The 25,784-nt window shown below is 69.1% G+C and carries 21 protein-coding genes and 2 pseudogenes; 16 read left to right on the top strand and 7 right to left on the bottom strand.

The genetic code is table 11. The features are described from left to right. Positions 1-14 precede the first annotated feature (14 nt). The 3 genes from ACZ7OY_RS34585 to ACZ7OY_RS34575 all read left to right on the top strand — a co-directional run bounded on the left by ACZ7OY_RS34585 (position 15) and on the right by ACZ7OY_RS34575 (position 4,639). On the top strand, positions 15-1,544 hold the full coding sequence (locus ACZ7OY_RS34585; protein ID WP_471915131.1) for a GMC family oxidoreductase: 1,530 nt from the start codon (positions 15-17) through the stop codon (positions 1,542-1,544). A gap of 784 nt (positions 1,545-2,328) precedes the next feature. Further along, positions 2,329-4,047 carry a PP2C family protein-serine/threonine phosphatase gene (locus ACZ7OY_RS34580; protein WP_471915130.1) on the top strand — a complete coding sequence of 573 codons (1,719 nt, stop codon included), beginning with the start codon at positions 2,329-2,331 and terminating at the stop codon, positions 4,045-4,047. 169 nt (positions 4,048-4,216) lie between these two features. Further along, on the top strand, positions 4,217-4,639 hold the full coding sequence (locus tag ACZ7OY_RS34575; protein ID WP_471915129.1) for a bacteriocin immunity protein: 423 nt from the start codon (positions 4,217-4,219) through the stop codon (positions 4,637-4,639). Between the two features lie 330 nt (positions 4,640-4,969). Here the strand turns inward: ACZ7OY_RS34575 and ACZ7OY_RS34570 are convergent, their stop codons facing one another. Then, the gene (locus tag ACZ7OY_RS34570; RefSeq protein ID WP_471915128.1) at positions 4,970-5,155 is read right to left on the bottom strand and encodes a hypothetical protein; all 186 of its coding nucleotides are present in this window, start codon (positions 5,153-5,155) and stop codon (positions 4,970-4,972) included. 132 nt (positions 5,156-5,287) lie between these two features. Here ACZ7OY_RS34570 and ACZ7OY_RS34565 point away from each other — a divergent pair, with 132 nt between their 5' ends. The 4 genes from ACZ7OY_RS34565 to ACZ7OY_RS34550 all read left to right on the top strand — a co-directional run bounded on the left by ACZ7OY_RS34565 (position 5,288) and on the right by ACZ7OY_RS34550 (position 9,475). Beyond that, entirely contained in the window at positions 5,288-6,136 is an 849-nt protein-coding gene (locus ACZ7OY_RS34565) for an oxygenase MpaB family protein (RefSeq protein ID WP_471915157.1), read from the top strand. 511 nt (positions 6,137-6,647) lie between these two features. Next, on the top strand, positions 6,648-7,082 hold the full coding sequence (locus ACZ7OY_RS34560; RefSeq protein ID WP_471915127.1) for an Rrf2 family transcriptional regulator: 435 nt from the start codon (positions 6,648-6,650) through the stop codon (positions 7,080-7,082). Between the two features lie 108 nt (positions 7,083-7,190). Beyond that, complete coding sequence (locus tag ACZ7OY_RS34555; protein WP_471915126.1) at positions 7,191-8,384, top strand: MFS transporter; 1,194 nt, start codon at positions 7,191-7,193, stop codon at positions 8,382-8,384. A gap of 209 nt (positions 8,385-8,593) precedes the next feature. After that, entirely contained in the window at positions 8,594-9,475 is an 882-nt protein-coding gene (locus ACZ7OY_RS34550; RefSeq protein ID WP_471915125.1) for an MBL fold metallo-hydrolase, read from the top strand. A gap of 571 nt (positions 9,476-10,046) precedes the next feature. On the opposite strand, the gene snpA is transcribed toward ACZ7OY_RS34550, so the two are convergent. Beyond that, a complete protein-coding gene (gene snpA, locus ACZ7OY_RS34545) occupies positions 10,047-10,811 on the bottom strand; it encodes a snapalysin (RefSeq protein ID WP_471915124.1) in 765 nt (254 codons plus the stop codon). A gap of 753 nt (positions 10,812-11,564) precedes the next feature. Between snpA and ACZ7OY_RS34540 the strand changes: the two genes are divergently transcribed. Beyond that, the gene (locus tag ACZ7OY_RS34540; protein WP_471915123.1) at positions 11,565-12,032 is read left to right on the top strand and encodes a hypothetical protein; all 468 of its coding nucleotides are present in this window, start codon (positions 11,565-11,567) and stop codon (positions 12,030-12,032) included. Positions 12,033-12,121: 89 nt separating this feature from the next. Here the strand turns inward: ACZ7OY_RS34540 and ACZ7OY_RS34535 are convergent. Next, a pseudogene (locus ACZ7OY_RS34535) lies at positions 12,122-12,596 on the bottom strand (IS5 family transposase); the annotation flags it as partial. A 401-nt stretch (positions 12,597-12,997) separates the two neighbouring features. Here ACZ7OY_RS34535 and ACZ7OY_RS34530 point away from each other — a divergent pair. After that, a pseudogene (locus ACZ7OY_RS34530) lies at positions 12,998-13,123 on the top strand (EamA family transporter); the annotation flags it as partial. Positions 13,124-13,151: 28 nt separating this feature from the next. Here ACZ7OY_RS34530 and ACZ7OY_RS34525 read toward each other — a convergent pair. Next, positions 13,152-13,472, bottom strand: a complete 321-nt coding sequence (locus ACZ7OY_RS34525; protein ID WP_471915122.1) for a hypothetical protein — start codon at positions 13,470-13,472, stop codon at positions 13,152-13,154. A 387-nt stretch (positions 13,473-13,859) separates the two neighbouring features. Here ACZ7OY_RS34525 and ACZ7OY_RS34520 point away from each other — a divergent pair, with 387 nt between their 5' ends. From ACZ7OY_RS34520 to ACZ7OY_RS34495, 6 genes are all read left to right on the top strand, one after another. Next, positions 13,860-15,269, top strand: coding sequence for an NAD(P)/FAD-dependent oxidoreductase (locus tag ACZ7OY_RS34520; RefSeq protein WP_471915121.1), 1,410 nt, complete (start codon positions 13,860-13,862; stop codon positions 15,267-15,269). Positions 15,270-15,582: 313 nt separating this feature from the next. Further along, positions 15,583-16,215, top strand: a complete 633-nt coding sequence (locus tag ACZ7OY_RS34515) for a hypothetical protein (protein WP_471915120.1) — start codon at positions 15,583-15,585, stop codon at positions 16,213-16,215. 758 nt (positions 16,216-16,973) lie between these two features. Further along, complete coding sequence (locus ACZ7OY_RS34510) at positions 16,974-17,165, top strand: hypothetical protein (protein ID WP_471915119.1); 192 nt, start codon at positions 16,974-16,976, stop codon at positions 17,163-17,165. Positions 17,166-17,223: 58 nt separating this feature from the next. Continuing rightward, positions 17,224-18,345 carry an MAB_1171c family putative transporter gene (locus tag ACZ7OY_RS34505; protein WP_471915118.1) on the top strand — a complete coding sequence of 374 codons (1,122 nt, stop codon included), beginning with the start codon at positions 17,224-17,226 and terminating at the stop codon, positions 18,343-18,345. Next, entirely contained in the window at positions 18,338-19,753 is a 1,416-nt protein-coding gene (locus ACZ7OY_RS34500; RefSeq protein ID WP_471915156.1) for an NAD(P)/FAD-dependent oxidoreductase, read from the top strand. Before ACZ7OY_RS34505 ends, ACZ7OY_RS34500 begins: the two co-directional genes overlap by 8 nt. Positions 19,754-20,100: 347 nt before the next feature. Further along, on the top strand, positions 20,101-20,304 hold the full coding sequence (locus tag ACZ7OY_RS34495; RefSeq protein WP_471915117.1) for a hypothetical protein: 204 nt from the start codon (positions 20,101-20,103) through the stop codon (positions 20,302-20,304). A gap of 182 nt (positions 20,305-20,486) precedes the next feature. Here the strand turns inward: ACZ7OY_RS34495 and ACZ7OY_RS34490 are convergent, their stop codons facing one another. After that, on the bottom strand, positions 20,487-21,974 hold the full coding sequence (locus ACZ7OY_RS34490) for an APC family permease (protein WP_471915116.1): 1,488 nt from the start codon (positions 21,972-21,974) through the stop codon (positions 20,487-20,489). 184 nt (positions 21,975-22,158) lie between these two features. Here ACZ7OY_RS34490 and ACZ7OY_RS34485 point away from each other — a divergent pair, with 184 nt between their 5' ends. Beyond that, entirely contained in the window at positions 22,159-23,652 is a 1,494-nt protein-coding gene (locus ACZ7OY_RS34485; RefSeq protein ID WP_471915115.1) for a PucR family transcriptional regulator, read from the top strand. Between the two features lie 116 nt (positions 23,653-23,768). On the opposite strand, the gene ACZ7OY_RS34480 is transcribed toward ACZ7OY_RS34485, so the two are convergent. After that, complete coding sequence (locus ACZ7OY_RS34480; protein WP_471915114.1) at positions 23,769-24,434, bottom strand: GntR family transcriptional regulator; 666 nt, start codon at positions 24,432-24,434, stop codon at positions 23,769-23,771. Positions 24,435-24,582: 148 nt separating this feature from the next. Next, on the bottom strand, positions 24,583-25,776 hold the full coding sequence (locus ACZ7OY_RS34475; RefSeq protein WP_471915113.1) for a CaiB/BaiF CoA transferase family protein: 1,194 nt from the start codon (positions 25,774-25,776) through the stop codon (positions 24,583-24,585). Between the last annotated feature and the right edge of the window lie 8 nt (positions 25,777-25,784).

The raw sequence follows: 25,784 nt of genomic DNA, 5'->3' as shown, positions 1-25,784 counted from the left end.
GGGAACGAAGGCTGGTGACCGCCGTGGAGCACTTCGACTACATCGTGGTGGGTGGTGGCACCGCGGGCTGCGTCGTCGCCGCCCGGCTGTCCCAGGATCCGGGCGTGCGGGTGCTCCTGCTGGAGGCGGGCGCCGCCGAACCTACCGCCGACATGGCCGACCCGACGGCCTGGCCGCGGCTCGCGCGCACGTCGGTGGACTGGGGCGACGAGACCGTACCGCAGCACGGCACCCACGACGACGTGATCGTTTTCCCGCGGGGAAAGGTGCTGGGCGGATCCAGCGGCATCAACGGCATGATGCACATCCGGGGTCACCGCTCGGCGTACGACGCCTGGGAGGCCGCGGGAGCGGCGGGCTGGAACTACGAGGCTCTGCTGCCCTACTTCAAGCGCAGCGAACGGGTGGACGGGGGCGACCCGCGCTACCGCGGCACGACAGGGCCGATGCACATCGGCCCCGCGCCCACCACCGACCCGCTGTGGGACATGTGTTTCGAAGCCGCGGTGGAGGCGGGCCATCCCCCCAACAACGACAGCAACGCCGCGGATGCGGAAGGCACGTCCTGGAACGACATGACCGTCGTCGACGGACGACGGCAGACCGCGGCGGACGCCTACCTGACTCCCGCGGCCGGACGGGCCAACCTGACCGTCATCGCCCGCGCCCACGCGAGGCGGCTCCTCATGGACGGCACGACGTGCCGGGGCGTCGCCTACTGCATCGGCGACCGGTCGCACACAGCGACCGCGGAGCGCGAGGTGGTCCTCACCGCTGGCGCCGTCGGCACACCGCAGCTGCTCCTGCTCTCCGGGATCGGACCGGGACAGCACCTGCGCGAGCTCGACATCGAGGTGCGATGCGACCTGCCGGGCGTCGGGGCGAACCTCCAGGACCACCCGAAGTCCCAGGTCGCCTACACCACCACACGCCGCGTGCACAACGGCCGGTACGCGCGCAAGCCGCATGTGCTGCTGCGCAGCGAACCCTCGGTCGAGCCCGACCTCCAGATCCTCTTCGTCGAGTTCCCGGTCCACCCCCGGTGGGTACCGGGCCCGCAGGACGGGTACTCCGTCATCTTCTCGCTGATGACCCCGGCCGCCCGCGGATCCGTGCGGCTGTCGAGCGCTGACCCCGAGCGCGCGCCCCTCATCGACCCCGGCTACCTGAACCACCCGGACGACATCCGCCGCATGGCCATCGGACTGCGCGTCGCCCGGCGGATCGGAGCGGCCCCCGCCTTCGCCCCAGCACGCGACAGGGAACTCTTCCCGGGCCCGGAAACGCAGACGGACACCGCCTGCCACACCTATCTGCGAGCCACCGCCACCACCTACTTCCACCCCGCCGGGACCTGCAGGATCGGCACCGACGCACTGTCGGTCACCGACTCCCGGCTGCGCGTCCACGCAGTCGCCAACCTGCGCGTGGCCGACGCCTCGGTCATGCCGTCCCTGGTCTCCGGCAACACCAACGCCACCGTCCTGGCGATCGCGGAACGTGCGGCGAGCATCATCTCCGGCGAAGAAACACCCGGCTCCTGAACTCCCGCACAGACGTTGCCTTCCCTGGGCATGAGAGACAACCGACCTGAGCCGTACCGAGATGTGTGGAGTCCCTGATGCCAGGGTCACAGTCCTGGGGCCAGCAACGAGTCCCGCAGTCCGTCTGAAACAAGATCACCGGACTCCACGAAACTCGAGGCAGCTCACCGGTGCGGCTTGACGTCCCCGACTACCGAGCCTTGGTCGGTGAGCGGACAGCAGTCCGAGGCCACGGCGGCGGGCTCTGCAGGCACCGACATCCCTTCCGCTCGGCACCGGCGAGAACGAATTCGGCCCCGGCACCTCGCAAAGAGGTGCCGAGACCGCCGTAAGTCCGCGTCAGACCACGTAGTCGAACCACTTGCACGTGTCGTCGTCTAGCGCGGTGACGGTGTAGACGGCGGCACCAGTGCCGGAGAAAATGAGGTACGAGTGGTTCTGGTTCTGTGCGGGCCCGCCCAGGACCGGTCGGATCGCTACCGGGGCGAAGCCACTTGGCCATGGTGCAGGCGTTGTCCGGTTCCCGCGTCCCCCGGCCCGCCACAGGAGCAACGGGGCCGCGCCGACACTCGCTGCGGAGGACAACTGCCGTCAGGTGGCGGCGGCCGAACCCTCCAGCCCCGTCCGCCAAGGAACACCTGCCGCATATGCGCCAAGGGTTCCCGGAGGTGTTTGAGAGCAAGCCTGAATTCGGCGAAGCTGGGGCACTCACGCAGAGCGAATGCCGTGCAGCGAACCTCCTGCCGGCCAGCAGGAAGCAGCCGATCAGCAGGGGGGACCGGGCATGGCAGCGCCGGAGCATGCGGAGCACGACAAGGATGTTCCTGCGGCTGCGCCTGCTGCCGCGCTCGCAAGGGCACTGAAAGCCATCGGGGGCGGGGCGTACATCGTCGACGAGCGGGGTCGCATCATCGCCGTCAACGCCCACGCCGAAGACCTGCTGGGGCGGCCGGCCGGCGATCTGCTCGGCCAGGACGCACACGACCTGCTGCACAGGGACGCCCATGGTCGTCCTCTACCGGCGACGCAGTGCCGTATGCGGCAGGCCTTCCACGCCCGCCGCGTCGCCCAGGCGGAGCTGGACCACTTCGTACGCGGAGACGGATCTGTGCTGCCCATCTCCTGGACGATCGCCCCCTACGAAATCGACGGCAAAGCGAGCGGCACTCTGGTGGTTTTCGACGCCTCCACTCGAGCGCCTGAAGCGGGTTCTCGGCCAGAGGCGGTGGACGGGCCGCTGCCGGAGTTGGAGCGGCTCGCGCTGTTGGCGGAGACCACCACGCGGCTGACCTCGACCCTGGAGGTCGAGGAGACGCTGCGCCGCCTGGTGGCGCTGGTGGTGCCGCGACTGGCGGACTGGACCGTCATCGACTTGATCACCGAGCACGACGAGGTGTGGCGCAAAGCAGTCGTCCGCGCCGAGGGTGACACTCTGGTGTATCACGAGGAACTCCAGGGCCCGATGCCGCCGATCCCCAAGGAGTCCCCGATGCCGCTGTCCCGGGCACTGCGCGGAGTGGCGTCCACTCTGGCCGGACCCGAGACCTACCAGCGGGAGCCGGACTCCGGTATCGCGGTGGAGCAGCGCCGTCTCTTCGACGCCACTGGTATCCGCTCGGCAGCCATCACCCCCATCCGCAGCCCCCGCGAGGTACTCGGAGCCCTTACCCTGGGCCGCGCCGGCCATCGGGCAGACTTCACCCCCACCGATCTGTCCCTGATCGAGGACATCACCCGCCGGGCCGGCCTCGCCCTGGACAACGCCCGCCTCTACCAGCGCCAGCGCAAGGTCGCCGAGACCATGCAGAACCATCTGCTGCCCCAGATGCCGCGAGTGCCTGGTCTGGAGATGACGGTCCGATACCTGCCCGCACCCGACGCCTCGCAGGTCGGCGGCGACTGGTACGACGCCTTCCCTCTGTCCGACGGCGCCACCGCCCTTGCCATCGGCGACGTCGTGGGACACGATCTTGAAGCCGCGGCAGGCATGGCGCAGGTCCGCAACATGCTGCGCGCCTACGCCTGGTCCCAGACGAAGCCCCCCAGCCGGATCATCGAACGGCTCGACGAAGCGATCCGGCACATCACCGATGTCACCCTGGCCACCATGATCCTCGCCCGGCTGGAGGAGGCGGACCATGGTCATTGGAAGCTGTCCTGGAGCAACGCGGGCCATCCACCACCCCTGTTGATCAGCCACGACGGCTTGGCCGAGTACCTCACCGACGGCCACGGCATCCTCCTGGGCGTCGCAGCGGGCAGCCGCCCCGACGCCACGGCCCTGCTGCCGCCCGGATCCACCCTCGTGCTCTACACCGACGGCCTCATCGAAGAACTCGGTCACACCCTCGACGAGGGCCTGCAACGGCTGCGCCGGAACGCCGCCGCCCTCGCCCACCGCCCGCTGACCTCGTTCACCGACCAACTGCTGTCCCGGGTCCGGCCCGCCGAGAACGACGACGACGTCGCCCTCCTCGCCCTGCGGGCACCTGCCCCGGCATGACCTGGCCGGCAAGCCAGGGATGATCCGGTCAGCTGCAGTCCCTCGGCGTCGGTGCGGGAATGCCGTGCTGCAGGACGTTGAGCGGTCCCCTGGTGATCGGCTCGGGCGTGTCGGCACGGACGAACATAATTCGGCTGTGGACCTGAGACCGGAGTTGTTACCCCAGCCCGTGAGTCAGCAGCGGCTCGACGAGCTGTGCGCCGAGGTGGAGCGGATCGCTGACCTGCTGGAAACCCGCCCGGAGGCAGCGGGCGAGGCGATCGAGGCCTTCAACGCGATGACCGGCCACGACTACGAAGCTCTCGACTTCGCCGAGTACTACGGCAGCAGGAGCCTGGAGGAGTTCGCGCGGGAGGCTGCCCGGCTGGCTCGCCCCGTGGTCGCGGACATCACCCGTGACGAGCTCGTGGAGATCGTTCGCAGACTCCTGATGGCCACCCCGGAGAGCGACCACTACCTGCAGCTCCTGGAGGCGAACGTGTCGCATCCCCGGGTGAGTGACCTGATCTTCCATCCCTCAGACGCCCTCGAAGATGCGTCTGCGGAGCAGATCGTCGACGAGGCTCTCCAATACCGACCCATCGCACTCTGAGCTGCGGGGGAGGTCAGCCGGCCGTGGCCCGCTGTTCGGCGCGGGCGCGGGTCGTGGTGAGGCGGTAGGAGTTGGAGTACCGGTGAGCACGCTGTTGCCGGCCGCAAAGGAGGGTGCCATCGGCACCCGCCATCCCGCGTCCTCACTGTTTCTTGCCGCCAGGGCCGGCAGTCGTTCTCGGGTGCGCTGGTCCATGCGGGCCTTGATTCGTTTGGTGCGCTTGTCCGGTGCCGCAACGGCATGAAATGCGCCGGACTTGCGGCCGCGTTCAAAGGCCGGCGGAATCCGCGGTCGGGGTCGCGGGCCTGATCGGGGATCGAAGGCGGCGAATCAGTCGTGCGGGACTGGATTGACCATGCCCGGTGACGTATGGATCTCGTCGTCAGGCTGCTCGATGCCGTCGAGGAAGTGGTCGAACAGCATCAACGCGTCGTGGTCCTGGAAGCGGACGCCGGAACAAGCAGCGGCAGGGGTGCGGAACGTGCCCGGGGCGAAGACGTCACCTGGATCGCCCACGGCAGCCCGGCCGACGCCAGACCGCGAGTCACGGCAGGTGCCCGCGGCCGGTGAACCGCACTGCCATGCCCGGGTCCGGGGAGATGTGACGGACACTGGGCGGCAGGAGAAGGGAGGCCGACCGTGCTGACCATGGTCCGTGAGCAGCTGGGCCAGGCCCTGTTCCGTCGTGTCGCGGGCCCCGACGGGCCGGTGACACGGGCCCGTATCCACGACACCCCCGGCCCACGCTGGTTCGGACCGCACCGCCCGATCCGTACGGTCCACGGTGATGCCTCGATGTTCATCGGCGGGCTGAGCGCACTGCTGTTGCAGTCCTTGCATCCGCACGCCATGGCAGCGGTGGCCGGGCACTCCGGCTACCGCGGGGACCCCTGGGGCCGGCTCCAGCGCACCAGCACCTTCCTGGCCGTGACGACCTACGGCACCGCCGCGGACGCCCAGCAAGCGGTCGACCAGGTACGTCGCATCCACGAGCGGATCCGAGGAACAACGGCCGAGTGCGTGCCGTACCACGCAGCGGATCCGCACCTGCTCGGCTGGGTGCACGCCGCCGAGACCGACAGCTTCCTGCGGGCCCACGAACGCTACGGAGCCTGCCCCCTGGACGCTGCCGGCTACGACGCCTACGTGGCCGACGCCGCGCGCGTCGCCGAGGCGCTGGGGGTGAGCGACCCACCGTGCGACCGCCGCGAGCTGTCCGACCGCCTGACCGCCTACCGGCCCGAGCTGCGAGCCACGGCCGAGGCCCGGAGTGCCGCCCGCTTCCTGTTGCTCCGACCTCCTGTGCCACTTACGGTGCGGCCCTTCTACGGCGGTCTGGCTGCAAGCGCCGTCGCCCTGCTCCCGCCGTGGGCCCGCGGCATGCTGTGGCTACCCCGTGTGCCGGTCGTCGAGGACCTCGCCGTACGCGCCACCGGCCAGGCCCTGACCCGGACCATCCGCTGGGCCATGGCACCACGACAGTCCCGGCCGGAGTGAGCGATTACCCGGCTCCTCCCTCCCACCGTCCTCCGGCCACATGTCCACCGGGGACGCCCGAGCCCAGGAACCATTCGCCCGTCGGTGCGCGGCAGTGTGACCCGCTCTCGCGATCACGCCGCCCTCGCCCGCCGCGCCGTCCCCGCCCGAGCTCCCTCTCGCGTGCAGGACGCCGTTGGTGACGCCGGTCAGCTCCGTATGCCGACGCAGAGATTGCGCCAGGTTGCCCTGGCCGGGGGGGCCTTGCCGGTCCGCAACTGGGAGGCGTCCTGGGAGAAGGCGGTGTACCGGACATGGTGGCGGGCCCCGTACCCCAGTGGCCGCAGGCACTCGACGCCCTGTGATCCGACTGGAAGACCGCGCCTGCCGACGCTTCGGAGAAGACGTCGAGGGGATGAAGCGGCCCTCCGCCCCGGATGGGCTGCCTTGCCGGTGCGCTTGACAGACGGGCCCGGCCCCCTGTTGTAATTGAATCTGTTACAACACGAGCCGCCCGAGACGGGAGAGTCCGATGGCCGCCAGCAGTCGCATGACCGTGGCCGTGCACGCATTGACGTGGATGGCGCTCACCTGCCCTCGACGCCCCGGCGGGATCGTGACCTCCGACAGGATCGCGGCGAGTGTCAATACGAACCCGGTGGTGATCCGCCGGGTCCTCGGCGGCCTGCGAGCGGCCGGCCTGGTCGCGTCAGTGCGTGGTCAGGGTGCAGGTGTGAAGCTCGGGCGACCCCCGGAGTCGATCACCTTGAAGGATGTCTACGAAGCCGTCGAATCCGACCCGCTCATCGCATTGCATTCAGCCCTCCCCAATCAGGAGTGCCCCGTCGGCCTGGGTCTCCCGCCGGTGCTGCAAGGCGTGTACGACCGCGCCGAGGACGCGATGAAGAAGGAGTTGGCAACGATCACCATCGCCGACGTCCTGAAGCAAACGATCACCGCTGCCTGAAAGGTGGCGGTTCGGTAATACCCGTTTATTTCCGGTCGATCTTCGGATCGGCCATTCTTTGAACCAGTGATGTAACAGACATGGTTACATCACCAGGAGGACCCCCGCGTGTACCGATCACTCCTCGTACTGACTGCGGCGCTCTTCGCCATCGGCACGGACAGCTTCGTCATCGCCGGCATCCTGCCCGACGCCGGGCGCTTCCTGGGTGTCGGCATCGGAGCCGCCGGATGGCTGATCACGGCCTACGCCTTCACCTACGCCGTCCTCGGTCCCGTCATGGCGGCACTCACCACGCGCTGGCCACGACGCACCCTGTTCCTCACCGGGCTCGGCATCTTCGTCGTGGGCAACCTTCTGACCGCATTTGCTCCAAGCTTCGGTATCGCCCTGTCCGCACGGGCGCTGGCCGGGCTGGGCGGCTCGATGGTGACCCCGACCGCGATAGCCGCGGCCGCCGCGCTCGCTCCGCCGGAGCGCCGGGGGCGTGCGATATCCACGGTGATGGCCGGCCTCAGCGCGGCGACCGCGCTCGGTGCACCCATCGGCACGGCCATCGGCAGCCTCACCGGCGACTGGCGCATCACCATGGTGTTCGTCTCCGCTCTCGGAGCTGCTGCGGCGCTGGCCATCGCGCTTGTGCTGCCCAAGATCCCCAACCCGCCGCCGGTCCCGCTGCGGACGCGTCTGGCGCCGCTCGGCGACCGCCGTATCGGCATGGGCCTCCTGACGACACTCCTACTGTTCACCGGCCTGTACATCGTCTACTCCTACATCGCGGACGGCCTGGACCGCGCGACCGGTGGCAGCGGCACCACGCTCGCAATATTGCTGTTCGTCTGGGGTGCGGCCTCGACGATCGGCACGCTCGGTTCAGGGCACCTGGTCGACCGGATCGGCGCCCGCCGGATCATCAACATCGCCCTTGCGGCACTCGCCATCGACTTCGCGCTGATGCCATGGTCCAGTGCGCACATCGGCACAGCCGTCGTCGCGCTGATCGTGTGGGGCCTGTGCGGCTGGGGATTCATCACGCCGCAGACCCACCGCCTGATCGGAGCAATGCCGGCGGCTGCCCCGATGCTGACGGGCCTCCACTCCGCGACGCTCTACGTCGGAGTCTCCATCGCCCCCGTCGTCGGCCAGGGCGCGCTGAACTGGTCCGGCGTGCACTGGCTCGGCCCCATCAGCGCCGTACTGATCGTCCTCGCCTTCGCCGCTGCCGAGATCACACACCTGATCATCCGCCACCACCAGCAGGAGCAGGAGCAGCCTGCTGCCGAACCGGCTCTGGCCCGGTGACCGCGAGCGCCGCACTGCCCTGACACCGAGGGGTGCCGCACAGGAGCGTGAAAACGCGCTCAGCCTGGGCACACCGCGCACGCCGCTGGACGCATCACACGCCCCCCACGGACTCGGCGACAACGGGGTCGCCGATCCCGGCGCGAACATTTCGCGCGTTCCCGGCAAACATAAGAACGACGCATCGAAAGCACAGAAAGTAGCTCATCATGGCTCTCGCATACGACGTCCTCGTCACCCTTCCTCCTCCGGCGGTCCTGCCCGACGGTTCCTCGGTCCGGCCGCTGCCCGCCTGGTCCCCGATGTCGGCGACCCTCATCCACGGGGAGCGGGACGCCATCCTGATCGACGCCCCACACCTGCAGGAGCAGTCCCGGCAGGTGGCCGAGTGGGTACTGGCCTCGGGCAAGAACCTGGTCGCCATGTACGCCACTCATGGCCACGGCGACCACTGGTTCGGTTTCTCCGAGGTCGCCAAGCACTTTCCCGAGGCGCGGATGATCGCCACCGAAGGCACCGTGGCCCTGGCGGAGTTCACCGCCGGAAAGCGCATGGCGTTCTGGAACAGCCAGTTTCCAGGTCAGATCGTCAAGGACATCGTGCTGCCCGAGGTGATCGACGACTACACCTTCCTCCTGGAGGGCGAAGAGGTCCGGTTCGTCGAGGCCGGCGACAGCGACGGACCGGACACCACGTTCGTGCACGTGCCCTCCATCGGCCTCGTCGTCGCGGGCGACATCGTCTACAACGGCGTCCACCCCTACCTCGCCGGCGGCGAGAAGGCCCGGCCGCTGCCCGAGCGGCGCGCGGACTGGATCGCCGCCATCGACAAGATCGCCGCGGTCCATCCCCGCGCCGTCGTCGCCGGACACAAGAACCCCGCCAACGACGACGACCCCCGCCACCTGGACGAGACCCGCAAGTACCTGCAGGACACCGAGGAAGTGGCCGCCGTCGCCCGCCACGCCAAGGAGTTCGCCGACCTGATGCTGCTGCGCCACCTGGACCGCATCAATCCCACCATCCTGGCCCTGACCGCCGAACACCTCTACCCCGGAACGACCGTCGACGGACGCGCCGTCGAGTGGTGACACACCACTCCCGCGGGCACCGGCACCACGGCCCAAACCGGCCACGTCGGGCCAACCGCCAAAACGACGGGGGGCTGACACGAAAACGACTCGTGAGGCAGTCAGTCGGTCAGGCTGTGATGGGTCCGAAGCGGATGGTGGACCTTCCCGCGTGAGGTGGACACGCGTCTTTGATCACGCGGCGAGCGTGAGCTCGGCGGCGCGGTGTCTGCGTTCATATTCGTCGAGACTGAGGTGGCCGTTGACGGAGTGCCGACGGCGGGTGTTGTAGAGAGTCAGCCTGATCGTCGCTCCCCAGCTCCGTGGTTGCCGGTAGGAGCGCACGTGACTGGTCGGAGGCCCGGCTACTGCTGATCGTGGCCGGGCCGGCAGCGTTGGCCACCGACCCGGCCCGATGGGTCACGTTCCAGGTCACCACCCAGTGGGCCGTCGGCTTCCCCGGCTCCGCCGTGTCAGGCCGGCCGGAAGAGCACCAGCGCCTGTCGCCGTCCCACGAGAATGCTCGGACGACCGTCTTGAGCATGTGACGGAAACCACCCTCGACAGCGACCCGTTTCCCACTGGAACGCGATCAGTGCCAGAGCGTGTGGCGGTGCGGACGCCACGGACCATGGCCCGGCGTCACGGTCCCTGCCGACGGTGCGGCGCTCGGGCCGCCAGTGGGCTGAATCACCGTGGCCGGGGCCTGCGCTCCCCCGCTGGCCCACAGCGCGTCGACACGCGCGCGCTCGGTGGCATCGGGGTAGCGGTTGGTGCAGGACGGGCCGGGGCCGCCACCCGACATCAGCTCGCTGCACGGCCCGCTGTAGTTGTCCGGCAGGCCCAGCACGTGCCCGGTCTCGTGGGTGACGACACGGATCGAGTCGTTCTGCTGGGTCTGGGTGTAGTCGAGGAAGATCTGGCCTCGTCCGTGCCCGTCGGTAGAGGCGTGGGACCCGCGCGGGTCGTTGCCCTCGTAGTAGGAGAAGTCGGCCCCGCTCGAAGCCTCCTCGAGCTTCACGTTGGACTCGGAGCTGTTCCAGATCGCCGCCGCGCTCGATATCTGCGAACGGAAGCTCGGCGCCTGGGAGGCGTTGTAGTGAAGGGTCACCGCCTGCCCACTGGGCAGGGTGGCGCCCTTCTCGGCGGCCGACTTGACCACGGCCTCGAAGAACGCCTTGTTGTTCGCAGCCTCCTCTGCCGACCCGTCGTACCCCGCCGCGGAGATACCGGCGGAAGCGGACGGAACAACGGCCGGCTGAGCGCTCGCCGGCACCGTGGCCCCAAGCGCGCTGGAGGCGAGACCCAGGCCGAGAGCGAGGGCGAGGAGTCGCGGGGACATGCGGAACGAATTCATGTGGGGGGCTCCTACTGACTCGGTGACGCCGAGCACCACAGCGCGCGGTCGACTCGGCGTAAACACCGGTTCCGAACTGCAGCGACGTCCTGTCGGTCGAATTTTTAGAACGGCTCGACAGGACGCGCAATGGGTCCCATCACTACGACGCTTCGTAGGCTCCAAGGCCTCGCCAGGGCGGTGCGCGGGCCTCTGGTCCGCACATGGCGGCAGGAGGCAGAACTGTCGCAGCGTCAGAAGCCTTACGTCATAGGGCAGTGGGCGCGCGGGCCAGACGGGTGGAAGTCCGGGATGCTCAGCGGTATCCACATTCGGACCAATTCGGACAAATGCCCCGAGTTCACTGCGTCGCGTCTACTAAGCGCGCTAGTTGCCTCGGGGAGCCCTGTGACCGACGTCATGGAATATGGGCTTTTTGCTTCTTTCGCACCCCTTGGCCACAAGTGATCCCCCATGCAGTCACTCTCGACGCTGGGCACCCGCCCTCCCCGCTGAGCCGCCGCCGCTCAGCCCTGATCAAGATGGAAGCCGGTCACGTCCGCTGCCGTGGTGCACCGACAGCTACTCGGTGAAGTCGTTCCGAGGCTGAGCGGTCACTTCGGTGGGCAGGGTGGCGTCGCCGGTCTCTGACTCGATCAAGTGGAGGACGGCCTTCGCGAGGAGGCCTAGGAGGTGTCTCTTTGATCCCTTGGTTCTTGGAGGTACAGGCCTCCACCTGACGGTTGGCGGCCACACGCGTGAGACTCTGTCCTGATGAATACATTCACGGCCCGGCTGGACGACGCGTGGGAGTGGTGGGCAGCCGCTATTGAGGAAGCGCAGGAGAGACGCTGGGTTCGTGATGCCGTGGAGCGGCAGGTGGTGGCGGACATCATGGCCGCGACCAACGCCCTGCATGGCGGCCGACTAGCTCCGTTCACCGAGGACTCGTGGCACGTACGCATCGGGCGGATCGCCAACTGGGCGGGGGTACTCCGGCTTGCCGCCCGAGCAGGAGGGTGGGACCTCCAGCCTGTTGTCGGTCACCGCCCGAAACACTCTGCGGGTATGTCCGAGCTGTTGTCTGGCATCTACGCGATCGGCGAGCAGGGCGAGGAATGGATGACACAGCTTCTTCGGGAGGGCCGGGTACCGCCAGAGAAGGAGATCGCTCAGGCGGAGGGTTTCCTGACCGGACCAGGGTCCATGGAGGATCTTGAGCTGTTCTTCTACGACAGCTGATAGACATCCCGCGCGGTCAGCACCGCGCCCAGATGAGGATGGCGGCGAAGTGGAGTGCAGCCTCGTAAGCGACGGCGAGCTTGTCCGTCCGCATGGCCTGCGGTGACGCGGAGCGTCAGAGGGCGAGCGCGACTGTCGCTGGCCAGGTGGACCTTCGTGCTCAGGCCGCCGCGGGAGCGACCGAGCGCGTGGTCGTCGGGTTCGGCCCGGTCCGGCGCCCCCTTTCCTGGCCTCGGCGGCATGCTGATGGGCCCGGCAGACGGTGGAGTCCACTGACACGGTCCAACCGATGTCGTCATCATTGTCGGCTGCGGCCAGGACAGCGACGAGGATTCTTTCCCAGGCTCCGTCCACGGCCCACCGGATCAGCCGTTCGTGAGCTGTCTGGAACGTGCCGAGTTCGTCTGGCAGGTCCCGCCAGGGCGAGCAGGTGCGGCACTTACACGCGATGGCCTCAAGGGTCCTGCGATGGTCGGCCCATCGCCGACCGCGGACCGGATCGGCCGGCATCAGCGGCTCGATCCGGCCCCGCATCGCATCAGTGATCACTAACCGGACAGACACATCCGATCAACTGACCAGCTGATCAAAGAGACACGCTCTCGCCCCATGCAGCAGCGGGCCTCGGTCTGGAGCGCACCGAGGTGACCGCCGTCGGGGGCCCGGCTCCGTGAGTGTCGACCTGCAGGTCCGGGAACCTTGCGAGCATGCAGCGCTGCCGGAAGCGCTCGTACCGGTGGACGGTCCAGTCCATGACCCGTCAGACGCCTACGCCGGCGAGATCCGGACACGGACAGACCCTCTGCCAAGGACGTGGTCAGGACTGCGCCCATCGGGGCATCACCGCCCGATACAGCAGACCCACTACCACCGAGGGCATCGCCAAGCAGGCCGACGACTTCGAACGCCGTTGGCGCGCCCTTCCCAAGAGTGCCGACGCAATGTAGTCCAGCTGGTAGTGCCTCCTCGTCCTGCACCAGGCCCTCACCCCCCAGGCGGCCGCGAACGCTCTGGTCATCGGCGCGAGCAAGGGAGCCGTACGGACCGAAGTGGGCCGCAGCCAGACAGCGGTCCCACCGAGCGCTTCCTGACCGACGGTTCCCGCGACGGCCCCGCCGGCTACGCGGAGGTCCGCGCGGCGCCGGCAAGCAGGGCGCGCAGGGGCGCCGTGTCGGGCGTGTCGGCCACGGCGGTGTCGACGGCGTCGTCCATGGCCTTCTCCCACTCCTCCGGGAGGGCGAGTCCGGGCACCCCTGACCATGCGATGTCGGGGGTGGCGTGTCCGTCCTTGACCAGGCGCAGATGGATCAGGCCCACGAGCCCGTCGAAGATCCTGGGACGGACGAAGTTGCGGGCCGACGGCCCGACCAGCCGTGAAGCCTGCGCGGGCTTGGGCATGCGGTCGGCGACCGCCGACCACAGCAGACCACAGCAGACCATGGTCGAACGCGTCGAGCACCGTCTCCAGGCAGGGCGGTTCGACGTCCGCTCTCGAAGCCGGGGCATCGTGCTGCGCGAGCTCCGTCTTCCCGGCATCCCGCGCCTGGGTGTCCTGCGCTTCGGCGCGCAGCGCCCTGGCGACGGCGAGCCGGAGCGGCCGGGACCACTCCTCGGCGTCGACGATCGCTCGGGCCATGACGAGGTCGTCCCAGCTCATGCGCCGCAGCAGCGTGGCCTCGGGCGGCAGTGTGCGGGTCTCCAGCTCGGCGAACACCCGGTCCGGGTCATGGAGCAGGGTGAGCCCGGTAGGCGCGTCGGCCGACTCGGTTCCCCCCATCGTCCGTGATCTCCGTGAGCACCTCGTGCCACTGAAGAAGGCAGCCCATCATGAGTGAAGCCCCGCACTTGAGGTCGTCCACCCGTACGGTCGTCATCGGCGCCGGCATCGCCGGCCTGCTGGCTGCCGCCGCGGTCAAGGACCATGTCGACTCCGTGGAAGTCCTCGAGGCCCACGAACTGCCTGACAGACCCGGACCGCGCGTGGGAGTCCCGCAGGGTGTTCACATCCACTTCCTGCACGCCGGCGGGGCCGAGGCCATCGACAGCCTCCTGCCCTCCACCATCGACCTGCTGCTGGACGCCGGCGCCAACCGGGTACCCATGACCACCAACATGGTCATCTACTCGCCCGAGGGCTGGTACCGGCGCTGGCAGCGGACCACGCACTTCCTGATCTCCGCGAGCCGCGACCTCACCGACTTCGTCGTCCGGCAACAGCTGATCAAGGACCCCAAGGTCAGCATCCGGACGAACACCAAGGCAGTCGGACTGCTCGGGGACCGGCGCAAGGTCACCGGCGTGCGTATCCTCGCTGCCGGTCACAGGGAGGCAGTGCTGCGCGCCGATCTGGTGATCGACGCCTCCGGCCGGAGCACTCGCATGCCTCAGTGGCTTGCCGAGCTGGGTATCACAGGTCTGGGCGAGGACCGGATCGAGTCGGGCCTCGTCTACGCCAGCCGTTTCTATCGTGCGCCGGTACCTACCAAGGACTGGCCCGTGGTCGGAGTGAACGCGGACCCCCGTCTGCCTCAGCCCGCAGGCGCCGGTGGGATTCTGCCCATCGAGGGTGACCGCTGGCACGTCAGTCTGATGGGTGCCCCCGGCGGACACCCCACACGGGACGCTGATGCTTTCGTACCCTTCGCCCGCACCCTTCGCCACCCCGTCCTGGCCGACCTCCTCCGCCACGCCGAGCCGCTCACCGACGTCAGCGTCACCCACAGCACCGCCAACCACCGCTACTTCTACGAGCGACTCGCCGCCTGGCCCGACGGCCTGGTGGCACTGGGCGACTCCGTCGCGGCCTTCAACCCCGTATACGCACAGGGCATATCAGTAGCCGCACAAGGCGCCGTCGCCCTGCGCGACCAACTCTCGAACGTCCTTGCACCAGGCCTGGCGCGGCGCGCCCAGCGTGCTGTCGGCCGCCCCGTCACCACCGCATGGGACCTGGCCGTGGGGCAGGACATCCTCTTCTCCACCACAACGGGCAGAAGCCCCAACCTCGCCGACCGCCTTCTGCAGCGCTACGTCAGCCATCTGTCCCGCACCGCCACCGGATCCTTCCACGCCGCCACAGCCCTCACCGACGTACTGGCCCTCCAGGCACCGCCCACCTCCCTCGTCAAACCCAGCGTGTTACTCGCCGCCCTGGTCGGCCCCCGGCGCCCGCAACTGCACCAGCCCCCCTTCACACCGGCGGAACGCAGACTTCTGGACAGCCTCAACACGGTCTGATCGGACAGACGCCGGCCCGGCGGCGGCTCACGCCGAGTCCTGCAGGCGATCGGGAAGCCGCCATCGGGTCATCAAGCGGATGACGTCATGACTGTTCGGTTATCAACTCCCGAGCCCCGATGGGGCGAAATCCCCGCGACTGCCCCGCCTTTCCCAGGTCAACCGCAGTCGGGCCCCCTTCACCGCGCGGCCTGAGATCATCCGTTCAACGATCATTTCGAGCCAATTGGTGATCGTTGAAATCTTGGACAGGAGGCGCGTACAGTGCCCGGCAAGCGCAGCGTTCACTCCAGAACCTCCGGGGAGTACGTCGATGAATCCTGCCCCGTCTCTGGCCGAGACACTGGAACGCCTTGAGGCACTCATCAGTGAGCAGAGCTTGCAGCGGTTGGACTTGCTCGACGCCAAGAAGCTGGCGGCGAAAACGGCTCTGCCCGAAGACGCTGTCCTCAGCCTGCTGCGGGGCGACGCCCTCCCGGCCGACACCGTCAATGACCGGGTCCGGACTCGTCTCAAGGCCCTGTCGAACGCGTACCTGGCACGCAACGGCCTGCGGATGTCGGACCTCGCCGGCAGCATCTCCCGACAGCTGGGAGTCTCCTCGTTCTGGGCGCGGCAGGTCTGCGCCGGCGACAAGGTGCCCAGCATTGAACTGCTGCACGGCCTGGTCGACTTCTTCCACGTCGAAGGAGGGGAAGCGTTCTTCACCGCCCCGGCGTCCGAGTCGCTCAACCGTGTGCTGCTGGGCGTTCTCGCCGCGCGGCAGCCGGAAGCTTCGGCGACGACAGCCGTCGGCGATCCTCTGGCTCCGGCGTGGTCCGGACATGACGATGTCAGGGGCATTGCCCTTCGGCAGGCTCTGGACCTGCCACCTGAGCGGTGGAAGGTGCTCAACGCGACGTTGAAGGCCCTGCTGGAAATCGACGAGAGCGAAGAAGGCCAGTGAGAACAACACAGCGGGTCGATGCAGGCCTCGCAGGGAACTTACGGCCGTCCGCCGACGACGAGGACTCGGAATCCTCGATCGGCCTGTCGGTAGGTCAGGACCTGCGGGACCATACGCCCTGCGCGTTCCCGCCTGTGGAAGTCGTCCCGGCGTTCGGCCGTGCTCCGCAGGATCCGCTCCGGGAACCGGAACGTGAGTCCTGGGCTCAGTCGCCGACAGATCACAGCAGCGCTCAACGGATCACCTCCCGGTGGGAACGGACTTCACCGTCCAGGCGACGGAGCGCACCCGAACCGTCCGCGGATGCGCGCCTGGGGCGGGCGCCTGGCGTGAACGAAGGTGCGCGGTGAGCACGGGAATACGGGCCATGAGACGGCTGAGTGCCCTGCTGGTCAACGCCTTCAAGGCGCCGGGCCGCGACGAGGACCTCATACCGGCCGTCAGCGCTGCCCTGGCCAAGGTGCGGGGCCGCCCTGTCCGGCTGCGGGCTGTGGCGTTCCCGCGCGGGACCGCCAGCGGACTGTGGATCGACCGCACAACCCATGATGTGATCGCCTATGAAGAGCACACGGACCTGGACCACCAGATGGTGATCATCGGACATGAGGCCTGGCCCATGTTCGAGGGGCACTGCGGCTCCCTCACTGCGCACGGGCCTGCAGCGGCGCGTTCCATGGACGAGCAGGTAAGCAACGCAGTACGGGACATCGTGGCTGCACTCTCCGAGCCCGAAGAGGCGGAACCGCCGGCTGGCCCGGATGGACATCGGCCTGCATGTCGCCATGCGAGCGGACGACGCCGGCGCCCTCCACCAGGAGGAGGCCGCTGAAATCTTTGGCGTCCGTTTCGCCACGGCTGTCCAGGCCGTCCTGGCGGAGGCGCGTGCCGCCGTGGATCCGGTGAATCTCGCGGGCCGTATCCAGGTCTCCCTGATTCACCGCATCCGCTGATGCCCATCCGAAGCGCAAGGGGCTGCCCGCGCCACGCCCCGAGGAGGACCACAGCCCGGTGAGCCATGGACCCAACAACATTGCCTTCTACGCATGCGGCTTCGCCTTGCTCCTGATCTGCCTGCTCAAAGTCCCAGCGCTCTTACGCAAACGCCACGACATGCTGCTCAGCGCAGTCGTCCTGCTGCTCTTCGACGGGGCTCTGGTCTTCTTCTTCGCCGCGCCGGACTCCATCGCCGCCATCAACCGATTCACCGGGGTGCCCAACTTCGCAGCCCCTGTGGCGTATTCGGCACTGACTGTCTTCGGGGGCGCGAGCCTTCTACTGATCATCAACTGGCGCCCGGCACCACCCGAGCAGACCCGGTGGGCATCGCGGGTCTGCATCGCCGCCTACAGCTTCGCGGTGGTCTCCATCAACGTCCTCTTCTGGCTGGGCAGCGCACCGGTGGAGCAGCTCACCGTCTTCGACGGGTACTACGCCGGCACCCCGTTCATACGAGAGATGATCCTGACGTACCTCGTGGCTCAGGGCGCGGCGACCATGACCACGGCTGTTCTGTGCTGGCGATGGTCGCGGGAGGTCCAGGGTTCCCTCCGTGTCGGTCTGCGGATTCTGGCCTGGGGCTATGTGCTTCACGTGTGCTACGACGTCATCAAGCTGGTCGCGATCGCGGCTCGCTGGACGGGGCACGACTGGGACTTCCTCATCGACCAGGTCGCTCCGCAGACGGCGGCCCCGTCCGCCGTACTCGTCGTCCTCGGATTCGGTCTTCCCCTGGCCGGACCACGAATAGCCCAGGCTGTGCAGTCCTTGAAGCAGTTGCGGGAACTTGCGCCGCTGTGGACTGAACTGGAGCGTGTACCCACTCCCGGAGCCTACGACGCTCTGCTCGCGCTGGCGCCGTACTACGACACCGCGGTGCGTGAGCAGGCCTACCACAGCGCCGTGGCCCGCGGCGAAGCCCGGCAGACCAGCGAGGTCATAGCGGACGCCGCCATGATCGAAATTGCCGGCACACGGCAACGCCGAACAGGCGCCGGCCTCGACGAGCCCGCGGAGACTCAGCCCTGGCGCTCGCGTGACCTGATCCCCTTGTCCAACGCCCTTGCCTCGCCCGTCCTGTCAGGCATCCGTGCGCACTACAGTGCCCCCGCCGAAAGCAGCCATCATGACTGAAGCATCGCACCGGAGATCCACCAGCGCCGTCGTCATCGGCGGCAGCCTCGCAGGGATGCTCGCGGCGGCCGCCGTCCAGGGCAGCGTCGACACCGTCGAGATCATCGAAGCCGACAGCCTGCCGGACGGCCCAGAGCCGCGCACCGGCGTTCCCCAGGCCGCGCACTTCCACCCGCTCCTGTCGGGCGGAGCAAAGGCGATCGACGCACTGCTGCCCGGCACGGTCGAACGGCTGCGGAACGCGGGCGCCAACCAGGTACCCATGACGACCAACATGGTCTACCTCTCCCCTGAAGGCTGGTACCGCCGGTGGCAGCACGACACCCACTACCTGCTGGCCGCCAGCCGGAATCTGACCGACGCCGTGATCCGCCAACAGGTCCTCCAGAGCCCTCGGGTCAGCGTGCGACCGAACACCCGGGTCACTGCCCTCATGGGCGATTCCCGCAGAGTCACCGGGGTTCGGCTTCGCACCGCCGGCGGTGACGAGACACAGATCTCCGCCGACCTCGTCATCGACGCCTCCGGCCGGGCCACTCGCACCCCGCAGTGGCTACCGGAACTGGGCGTCGACGGCCTGGTCTCGGACAGCGTCGACTCGGGCATGGCCTATGCCAGCCGGATCTACCGGGCTCCCGTCTCCACACGAGACTGGCCGGTGATCAACGTACTGGCCGATCCTCGGTACCCCGGCGCGGCGGGCGGCATTCTCCCGATAGAGGACGACCGCTGGCACGTCAGCCTCTACGGTCCCCCCGGTGCGCACCCCACGCGTGAACCGGGCGCCTTCGAGGAGTACGCGCGCAGCCTGCGCCACCCGATCGTGGCCGATCTCATTTCCCGGGCGGAACCACTCACCGACGTCACCGTCACCCACAGCACCGCCAACACACGCCACTACTACGAGCGTCTCAAGGCTTGGCCCGAGGGTCTGATCGTGCTGGGGGACGCCGTCGCAGCGTTCAATCCCATTTACGGCCACGGCATGTCGGTGGCCGCCCAGGGGGCACTCGCCCTGCATCGCCTGCTGTCCTCCGGACCTGCCGAGGGCCTGGCCCGAAAGGCCCAGCGGTCCATCGCCCGTCCTGTGAACATCGCCTGGTCCCTGGCTGTCGGACAGGACATCCACTACCCCACCACCCAGGGCAAGAAGCCCAACTTTACCGACCGACTACTGCGCCGCTACGTCAGCCGCCTGTCCTATACGGCAACGGGCAACTTCCGCGTCGCAACAGCACTCACCGACGTACTGACGCTGGAGGCGTCGCCCGACACCCTGGTACGCCCCGCCATCCTCGCCGCAGCCGTCGCCGGTCCTCTGCGGCCCCGCACGAACGGACCGACTTTCACTGCCGGAGAACGGCATCGTATGGAAAACGCGGCTATACCGCTTCCCACTGGACCGTAGGACGCTTTATCGGACCGGGCGATGTCGAGGGTGGTGCACAGCCGCTTCACGCTGTACCGGCTTTGGCGGTCGGCGACGAACTGAAAGCAGTTCACCTGCGCGTCTCCGCCGGAATCCTTCGCCGGAACGCGCAGGATCTCGCATTCCTCCTCCAGCTCGCGGGCCTTCTTGCACAAAGCGGCATTCCCCGACTCCGACGGCGTCGGCGGTTCGGTCGGCACCTCCGCCCGGTATCTACGCGACCGGCTCGCACCAACTGCCCGCACCCAGTTCCGCAGGGTCTCGGGATTGGCGGCGCCACGGTGACCTGCCATGGCCCAGGCACGGTCTACCGGGCTTCCGCCGGCATGCCGCAGTCTCCGACCTGCGGTCACGTCTATGCCAGGACGTCGGCTGCCGCGTCCGGCGACAGGTACGCGCTGATCGCCACGCCGACGTGGTCGATCGCCTGGCGGGTCACCGCCTGCGGCGGCGGACAGACCGGCCAGCTCACTCAGACTCAGCGGTCCCAGTTGCATGTGGCGATCGGCGAGGTCCGGGTCGTCAGGTAGCGCCGCCGGAAGGACAGAAAACGGTGAGCAAGACCCAAGAACGCTTGGACGCAGCCCCCCACGGATTACCCGGGCACGAACGGGTGGCAAGGTCGGTGGCACCGCCAGCCTTTCGGGTTGTCGGCACGGAACATGGGGGCGCCGCCGGGGGCCGCGCGCGGGCAGCGCCCTCATGTGGTCCGTCAGCTCGGGATGGCGTCGCCCGCGGGGGCCTCGCTGCGCCGGTCGGGCTTGGCGACGAACAGGTACACCAGGCCCAGGCCGATGACCAGGACAGCCGAGATGATCACCAGGTAGTTGTCGTACCAGGCCGCGGCCGGGGTGCGCGGCCACGCCATGTTGACCGCGGCCGCTACTCCGTAGACCAGGGCGGCGATGTTCACCGGCAGGCCCCAGGCGCCGAGGCGGAACGTGCCGCTGGGCCGCCAGCCCCTCAGCCGTGCCCGCAGCGCGGCCAGGACGACCATCTGGAAGCCGATGTAGATCCCCAGCGCGGCGAAGGAGACGATGCGGGTCAGCGCGTCGGCGGAGATCGTCGAGCCGAGGATCACCAGCGCGGGCAGGATCGCGGTCACGGCCAGCGCGTACGGGGGCACATGCCGGGCCGGGGAGAACCGGGCCAGGTAGGTGCTGCCGAAGATCATGCGGTCGCGGGCGTAGGACTGCAGCAGCCGGCTGCCGGCGGCCTGCAGGCTCAGGGCACAGGACAGGAACGAGATCAGTACGACGCAGAGCACGATCCGTGTGCCGATGTCGCCGAAGGCGCCGCGCAGGACCGTGTACACGGGGTCGGCGTCCTGGCCGCTGATCACCGCCCCGAAGTCGGGCACCGCGAGCAGCAGGGCGACGGCCACGAAGGTCGCGGCGGCACCGCCGACGTAGATCGTCATGCGCATCGACTTGGGAATGCGCCGGGTGGGATCGCTGACCTCCTCCGCGACGTCACCGCAGGCTTCGAAGCCGTAGTAGAGATAGAGGCCGACCAGACCGGACGCGAGGAAGGCGGAGGTGTACGAGCCCGACGACCCGGCGCCGAAGGTGTGCAGCACGACACCCAGACCGTGCTCGCGATGGGTGGTCAGCAGCCAGATCCCCACCACTACGGCACCCGCGAGCTCGGCGGCGAAGCCGAAGATGGCGGCCGAGGTCATGACCCGGGTGCCGCCGAGGTTGAGCAGGGTGGCGATGAGGATGACGGCCAGGGCGCACAGGACGGTGCTGGTGGTCCCGGGTGCGAATCCCAGGATCAGCGCGACGAACGGGCCGGCGCCGTAACTGACCGAGGCGATGGTCGCCAGCAGTGCCAGCGCGTACACCCAGCCCGCCATCCAGGCCCAGCGGCGTCCCCACAGCCGGCGTGCCCACGGGTAGATGCCCCCGGAGACCGGGAACTGGGCGACGATCTCGCCGTACACCAGGGAGACGAGCAACTGGCCGACGCCCGCGATGACCAGACTCCAGATCATCGGCGGGCCGCCGGTGGCCAGGGCGAAGCCGAACAGGGTGTAGACGCCGACGACGGGCGAGAGGTACGTGAAACCGAGGGCGAAGTTGCCCCACAGGCTCATCTCCCGCTTGTACTCGGAGGTATAGCCGAGGGCGGCCAGCGCGGCGTCGTCCGCCGGCGGAGAGGATTCGTCGCCCGTTCTCAATGCATTGGTTTCGGCCATCGGGGCTCCCAGGTCTGTTCTCGGAGGCTCGACGGGAACGCTTCGCAGCCCCGTTCGAGTGGGCTCATGCTAGGTTTCCGCCACTCGGCGGCAGCCGCGCCGAATCGTTGAGATTCAGCCTCGCCGCCGCTCCAACCTGTCCAGGGACGTGACGTCTTGGACCAGTGCTGTCCGGAGCGTTGACATGCCGGTGACCATCGCCGATCTCCTCAGCCTTCCCGGGCTGGGCCTTCGCCTGCTCACCGGGGATCCGCAGCGGGTCGTACGGTGGGCGCACACCGTGGAGTTGCCCGATCCGGCCCCCTGGCTGCAGGGCAGCGAGCTCGTGCTGACCACCGGTCTGCGGCTCGGCCGCTCCGCACAGGCGCAGCGCGAGTACGCCGACCGGCTGGCCGACGGGAAGGTCACCGGGATCGGCTTCGGCACCGGCCTGAGCTACGACCGGACGCCGACGGCGCTCGTCAAGCAATGCGCCGCCCGCGGCCTGGTGTTGGTGGAAGTCCCGCTGGCCACACCGTTCCTGGCCGTCATCCAGGCTGTCGCCGCAGCACTGGCGCAGCAGCAGAACGCGGCCTTCAGACGGGTGTTGGCCCACCAGCACCAGATGACCAGGGCCGCACTCGGCAAGGGCATCCCCGGCATCCTGCGGCACCTGGCCAAGGCGCTCGACGCCGAGGTGGCGGTGACCGACGCCCATCACCTGGTCCTCGGATCGGCGCCCGGGGACGGCGCCGCTCTTGTCGAACGGGTGCGGGTCGAGGTCGGTTCGGACGGCGTCCGGGCGGCGGGACCGCTGGGGCTGAGCGTCTGCGACGGAAGCAGACACCTCATGGTCCAGTCGCTCGGGGTCGCCGGGACCCGGCGCGGGCTGCTGGCGGTGGCGGCCGACGCGGAGTTCACGCCCCTCGACCAGTTGCTGCTCACCCACGCGGCCTCACTGCTGTCGCTGGAACTCGAACGGCCGCAGGAGGTCGTACAGGCACACCGGGCGCTGCGCGCAGCCGTCCTGGGCACACTGCTCGACGGCGGCCTCACCGCGCAGGCCGCACACCGGTCGTTGCGGCACCTCGGCTTCGCACCGGCCGACCGGCTGGTGGTCCTGCTGTTGCTGCAGTCCAGATACCAGCGGCCGGCCCTCGTGCAGCAGGCCGCACGCAGCCTCGACGACCTTGCCTCATGTCCCTATCTCCTGCGGGAGGAAGAGGACGGCGTGGTGGTCGTGACCCGCATCGCGGATCTGGAGACGGTGCTGGACGCCCTCGAAGCGGCCGACGTGACCATCGGGGTCAGCGGCGGCACGACACCGGACGACCTGTCCGCCGCGCTGCGCGCCGCACGATACGCGGCCGCCCAGGCAAAGGCGGATCGCCGACGAGTGGCGCGTTACGGGCAGTTGCGGCTTCCCGCGCTCCTCGCGGACGCCACCGTGCGCACGGCCGTCGGCCACCTGGCCGACGACCTGCTGACGCCACTCGAGGAACATCCGGTGCTTTACCAGTCGTTGGAGGCCTTCCTGCAGCACAACGGCGGGTGGGAACCGGCTTCCCGGGCACTGGGCGTGCACCGGCACACCTTGCGCCACCGCATGGCACGCGTGTCGGAACTCACCGGCCTCGACCTGGAATCGGCCCAGGACCGGGCGGCCCTGCTGCTGGCGGTCCTCTCACGCCGGTTGTAGAGCGGTACGGAGCGGTCCTCGCGCCATCCCCGGCCCCGCGGGCGCGACCGGGGATGTCTTCCGTCCCGGCCGGATGCCTGCGGCCCGCGACGCCGCCGACAGGGCGACGGCCTGTGTCAGCTGTCCCGCAGGATCCCCTCCAACGCGGCCACCGCGTGCCCCCGGTGCTCGTCGAGCAGGCGTACCGCTTCCTCCACCTGCCCGGCCCGCAGCGCGTCCAGCACCATGCGGTGCTCACGCAGCACATGGTCGCGGTGGCCCTCTTCGGCGTAGTACAGGGCGCGGTAGGCGTCGGTGGTGTCCCAGAGGGTGGCGATCAGCCGGACCAGGCGCGGCATGCCCGCCGCCTCGTAGAGGATGAAGTGGAAGTCACGGTTCGCCAGCGTCATCGCGGTGACGTCGGCTGCTTGCGCCGCGGTCTCCACCTCACCCTGGGCCGCCTCCAGCGCCTCCATCGTCGCCGCGTCCCACCGCGCACCCGCCTGCCGTACGGCCTCGGCCTCCAGGATCTCCCGCAGGCGGTAGACCTCGCGGAGGTCGACCAGGGACAGGACGGCGACGAAGTAGCCGCGGTGCGCCTCGTGGCGCACCAGGCCCTCCGCCTCAAGCGTCTTCAGGGCCTCCCGCAGAGGGAGCCTGCTGACGCCGAGCCGCTCGGCCAGCGCGTCCTGCCGGACCGGTGCGCCCGGCTCCAGCTGTCCGCTGGTGATGGCCCGTCTGAGCTCCCCCAGCACGAACTGCTGGGTGGTGGGCGGTCGCCGCCTCGGGGTCGGGCTGGTCATGGCGGAGCTCTCCAATAATGCCGTCGTGGCCGGTGGAACAGGCCGGTGGATCAGGCCGGTGGAACAGGCTGGTGGAACAGATGGGCGGGTCAGTGGTCCGGTCGCCTGATGGTGGCAGCCCGTGGAGCAGGGTGTTCGGACGGACGGTCTACGGAGTCGCGTCCAGCGGGCCGGGACGCCGCCCGAACCGGGCGAGGACCTCGCCGGTGTGCTCGCCGAGCCGCGGCGGCGCGCTGCGGTAGACGGCGGGCGTGGCACCCAGCCGGATGGGGTTGGCGACCTGCTCCACCGGCTGGTCGCGCCGCGGATCGCGGATCGTGACCCGGGCTTGCAGACCGAGCCCGTCGGCGAGCTCGAAGGCCGCCGCCAGATCGTTGATCGGTCCGCACGGCACGCCGGCGGCGGTGAGGACCTCGAACCATGTCTGCGCCGGACGCGTGCGCAGCGGTGCGTCGAGTGCGGCGAGCAGGTCCTCACGGTGGGCGACCCGGGCCGGGTTGGTGGCGAAACGCGGGTCGCCGGACAGTTCGGGGACACCCAGCTCGCGGCAGAGCGCCGCGAATTGCCGGTCGTTGCCGACGGCGAGGGCGAGGGGCCGGTCGGCCGCCTCCACCACTTCGTACGGCGCGATGGACGGATGCCGGTTGCCCATGGCCTGCGGGACGATCCCGCCGGCGACGTACGCCGAGGACTGATTGCTGAGCGCGGAGAGAAGCGAGGCGAGCAGGGAGACCTCCACCCGCTGCCCCTCCCCCGTGCGCTCGCGATGGCGCAGCGCGGCGAGCACGCCCATGCCCGCGTGCAGCCCGGTGATGATGTCGACGAGGGCGACACCGGCCTTGGTACCGGATCCGTCCGGCTCGCCGGTGACACTCATCAGGCCGCCCATCGCCTGTACCAGGAGGTCGTATCCGGGCAGCGCGGCGCCGCCGTCCGTCCCGAAGCCGGTGACCGAGCAGTAGACCAGGCCGGGGTTGAGGGCGCTCAGCGCCTCGTAGCCGAGGCCCAGGCGCTCCATGGTGCCCGGCCGGAAGTTCTCCACGAGCACGTCGGCGCGTACGGCGATGTCCCGTGCGGCGGCCCGGTCTCCGTCGTCCGTCAGGTCCAGGACGACGGAACGCTTGTTGCGGTTGACGCCCAGGAAGTAGGTCGCCTCGCCGTCGGCGTAGGGCGGGCCCCAGGCCCGGGTCTCGTCGCCGCTGACCGGGCGTTCGATCTTGACGACCTCGGCGCCGAGGTCGGCCAGGAGCATCGTCAGGTACGGTGCCGCCAGCACGCGGCCGAAGTCCGCGACGACGATCCCGGACAGGGCCCCGGGCGGGGCCGTTCGGTCAGGTGACATGCGGGCTC

The organism is Streptomyces sp. NPDC107559 (genome assembly GCF_055657365.1).
Note: the sequence above shows the minus strand (reverse complement) of the source record. Positions and strands in the feature narration are given on the sequence as shown.

Bases quoted from the DNA above. Each gene is read 5' to 3' on its own strand.
- ACZ7OY_RS34580 (WP_471915130.1), top strand. From the start codon at position 2,329: ATGGCAGCGCCGGAGCATGCGGAGCACGACAAGGATGTTCCTGCGGCT.
- ACZ7OY_RS34565 (WP_471915157.1), top strand. From the start codon at position 5,288: ATGGTCCGTGAGCAGCTGGGCCAGGCCCTGTTCCGTCGTGTCGCGGGC.
- ACZ7OY_RS34560 (WP_471915127.1), top strand. From the start codon at position 6,648: ATGGCCGCCAGCAGTCGCATGACCGTGGCCGTGCACGCATTGACGTGG.
- ACZ7OY_RS34550 (WP_471915125.1), top strand. From the start codon at position 8,594: ATGGCTCTCGCATACGACGTCCTCGTCACCCTTCCTCCTCCGGCGGTC.
- snpA (WP_471915124.1), bottom strand. From the start codon at position 10,811: ATGAATTCGTTCCGCATGTCCCCGCGACTCCTCGCCCTCGCTCTCGGC.
- ACZ7OY_RS34540 (WP_471915123.1), top strand. From the start codon at position 11,565: ATGAATACATTCACGGCCCGGCTGGACGACGCGTGGGAGTGGTGGGCA.
- ACZ7OY_RS34525 (WP_471915122.1), bottom strand. From the start codon at position 13,472: ATGGTCTGCTGTGGTCTGCTGTGGTCGGCGGTCGCCGACCGCATGCCC.
- ACZ7OY_RS34520 (WP_471915121.1), top strand. From the start codon at position 13,860: ATGAGTGAAGCCCCGCACTTGAGGTCGTCCACCCGTACGGTCGTCATC.
- ACZ7OY_RS34515 (WP_471915120.1), top strand. From the start codon at position 15,583: ATGAATCCTGCCCCGTCTCTGGCCGAGACACTGGAACGCCTTGAGGCA.
- ACZ7OY_RS34510 (WP_471915119.1), top strand. From the start codon at position 16,974: ATGGACATCGGCCTGCATGTCGCCATGCGAGCGGACGACGCCGGCGCC.
- ACZ7OY_RS34500 (WP_471915156.1), top strand. From the start codon at position 18,338: ATGACTGAAGCATCGCACCGGAGATCCACCAGCGCCGTCGTCATCGGC.
- ACZ7OY_RS34495 (WP_471915117.1), top strand. From the start codon at position 20,101: ATGCCGCAGTCTCCGACCTGCGGTCACGTCTATGCCAGGACGTCGGCT.
- ACZ7OY_RS34490 (WP_471915116.1), bottom strand. From the start codon at position 21,974: ATGGCCGAAACCAATGCATTGAGAACGGGCGACGAATCCTCTCCGCCG.
- ACZ7OY_RS34485 (WP_471915115.1), top strand. From the start codon at position 22,159: ATGCCGGTGACCATCGCCGATCTCCTCAGCCTTCCCGGGCTGGGCCTT.
- ACZ7OY_RS34480 (WP_471915114.1), bottom strand. From the start codon at position 24,434: ATGACCAGCCCGACCCCGAGGCGGCGACCGCCCACCACCCAGCAGTTC.
- ACZ7OY_RS34475 (WP_471915113.1), bottom strand. From the start codon at position 25,776: ATGTCACCTGACCGAACGGCCCCGCCCGGGGCCCTGTCCGGGATCGTC.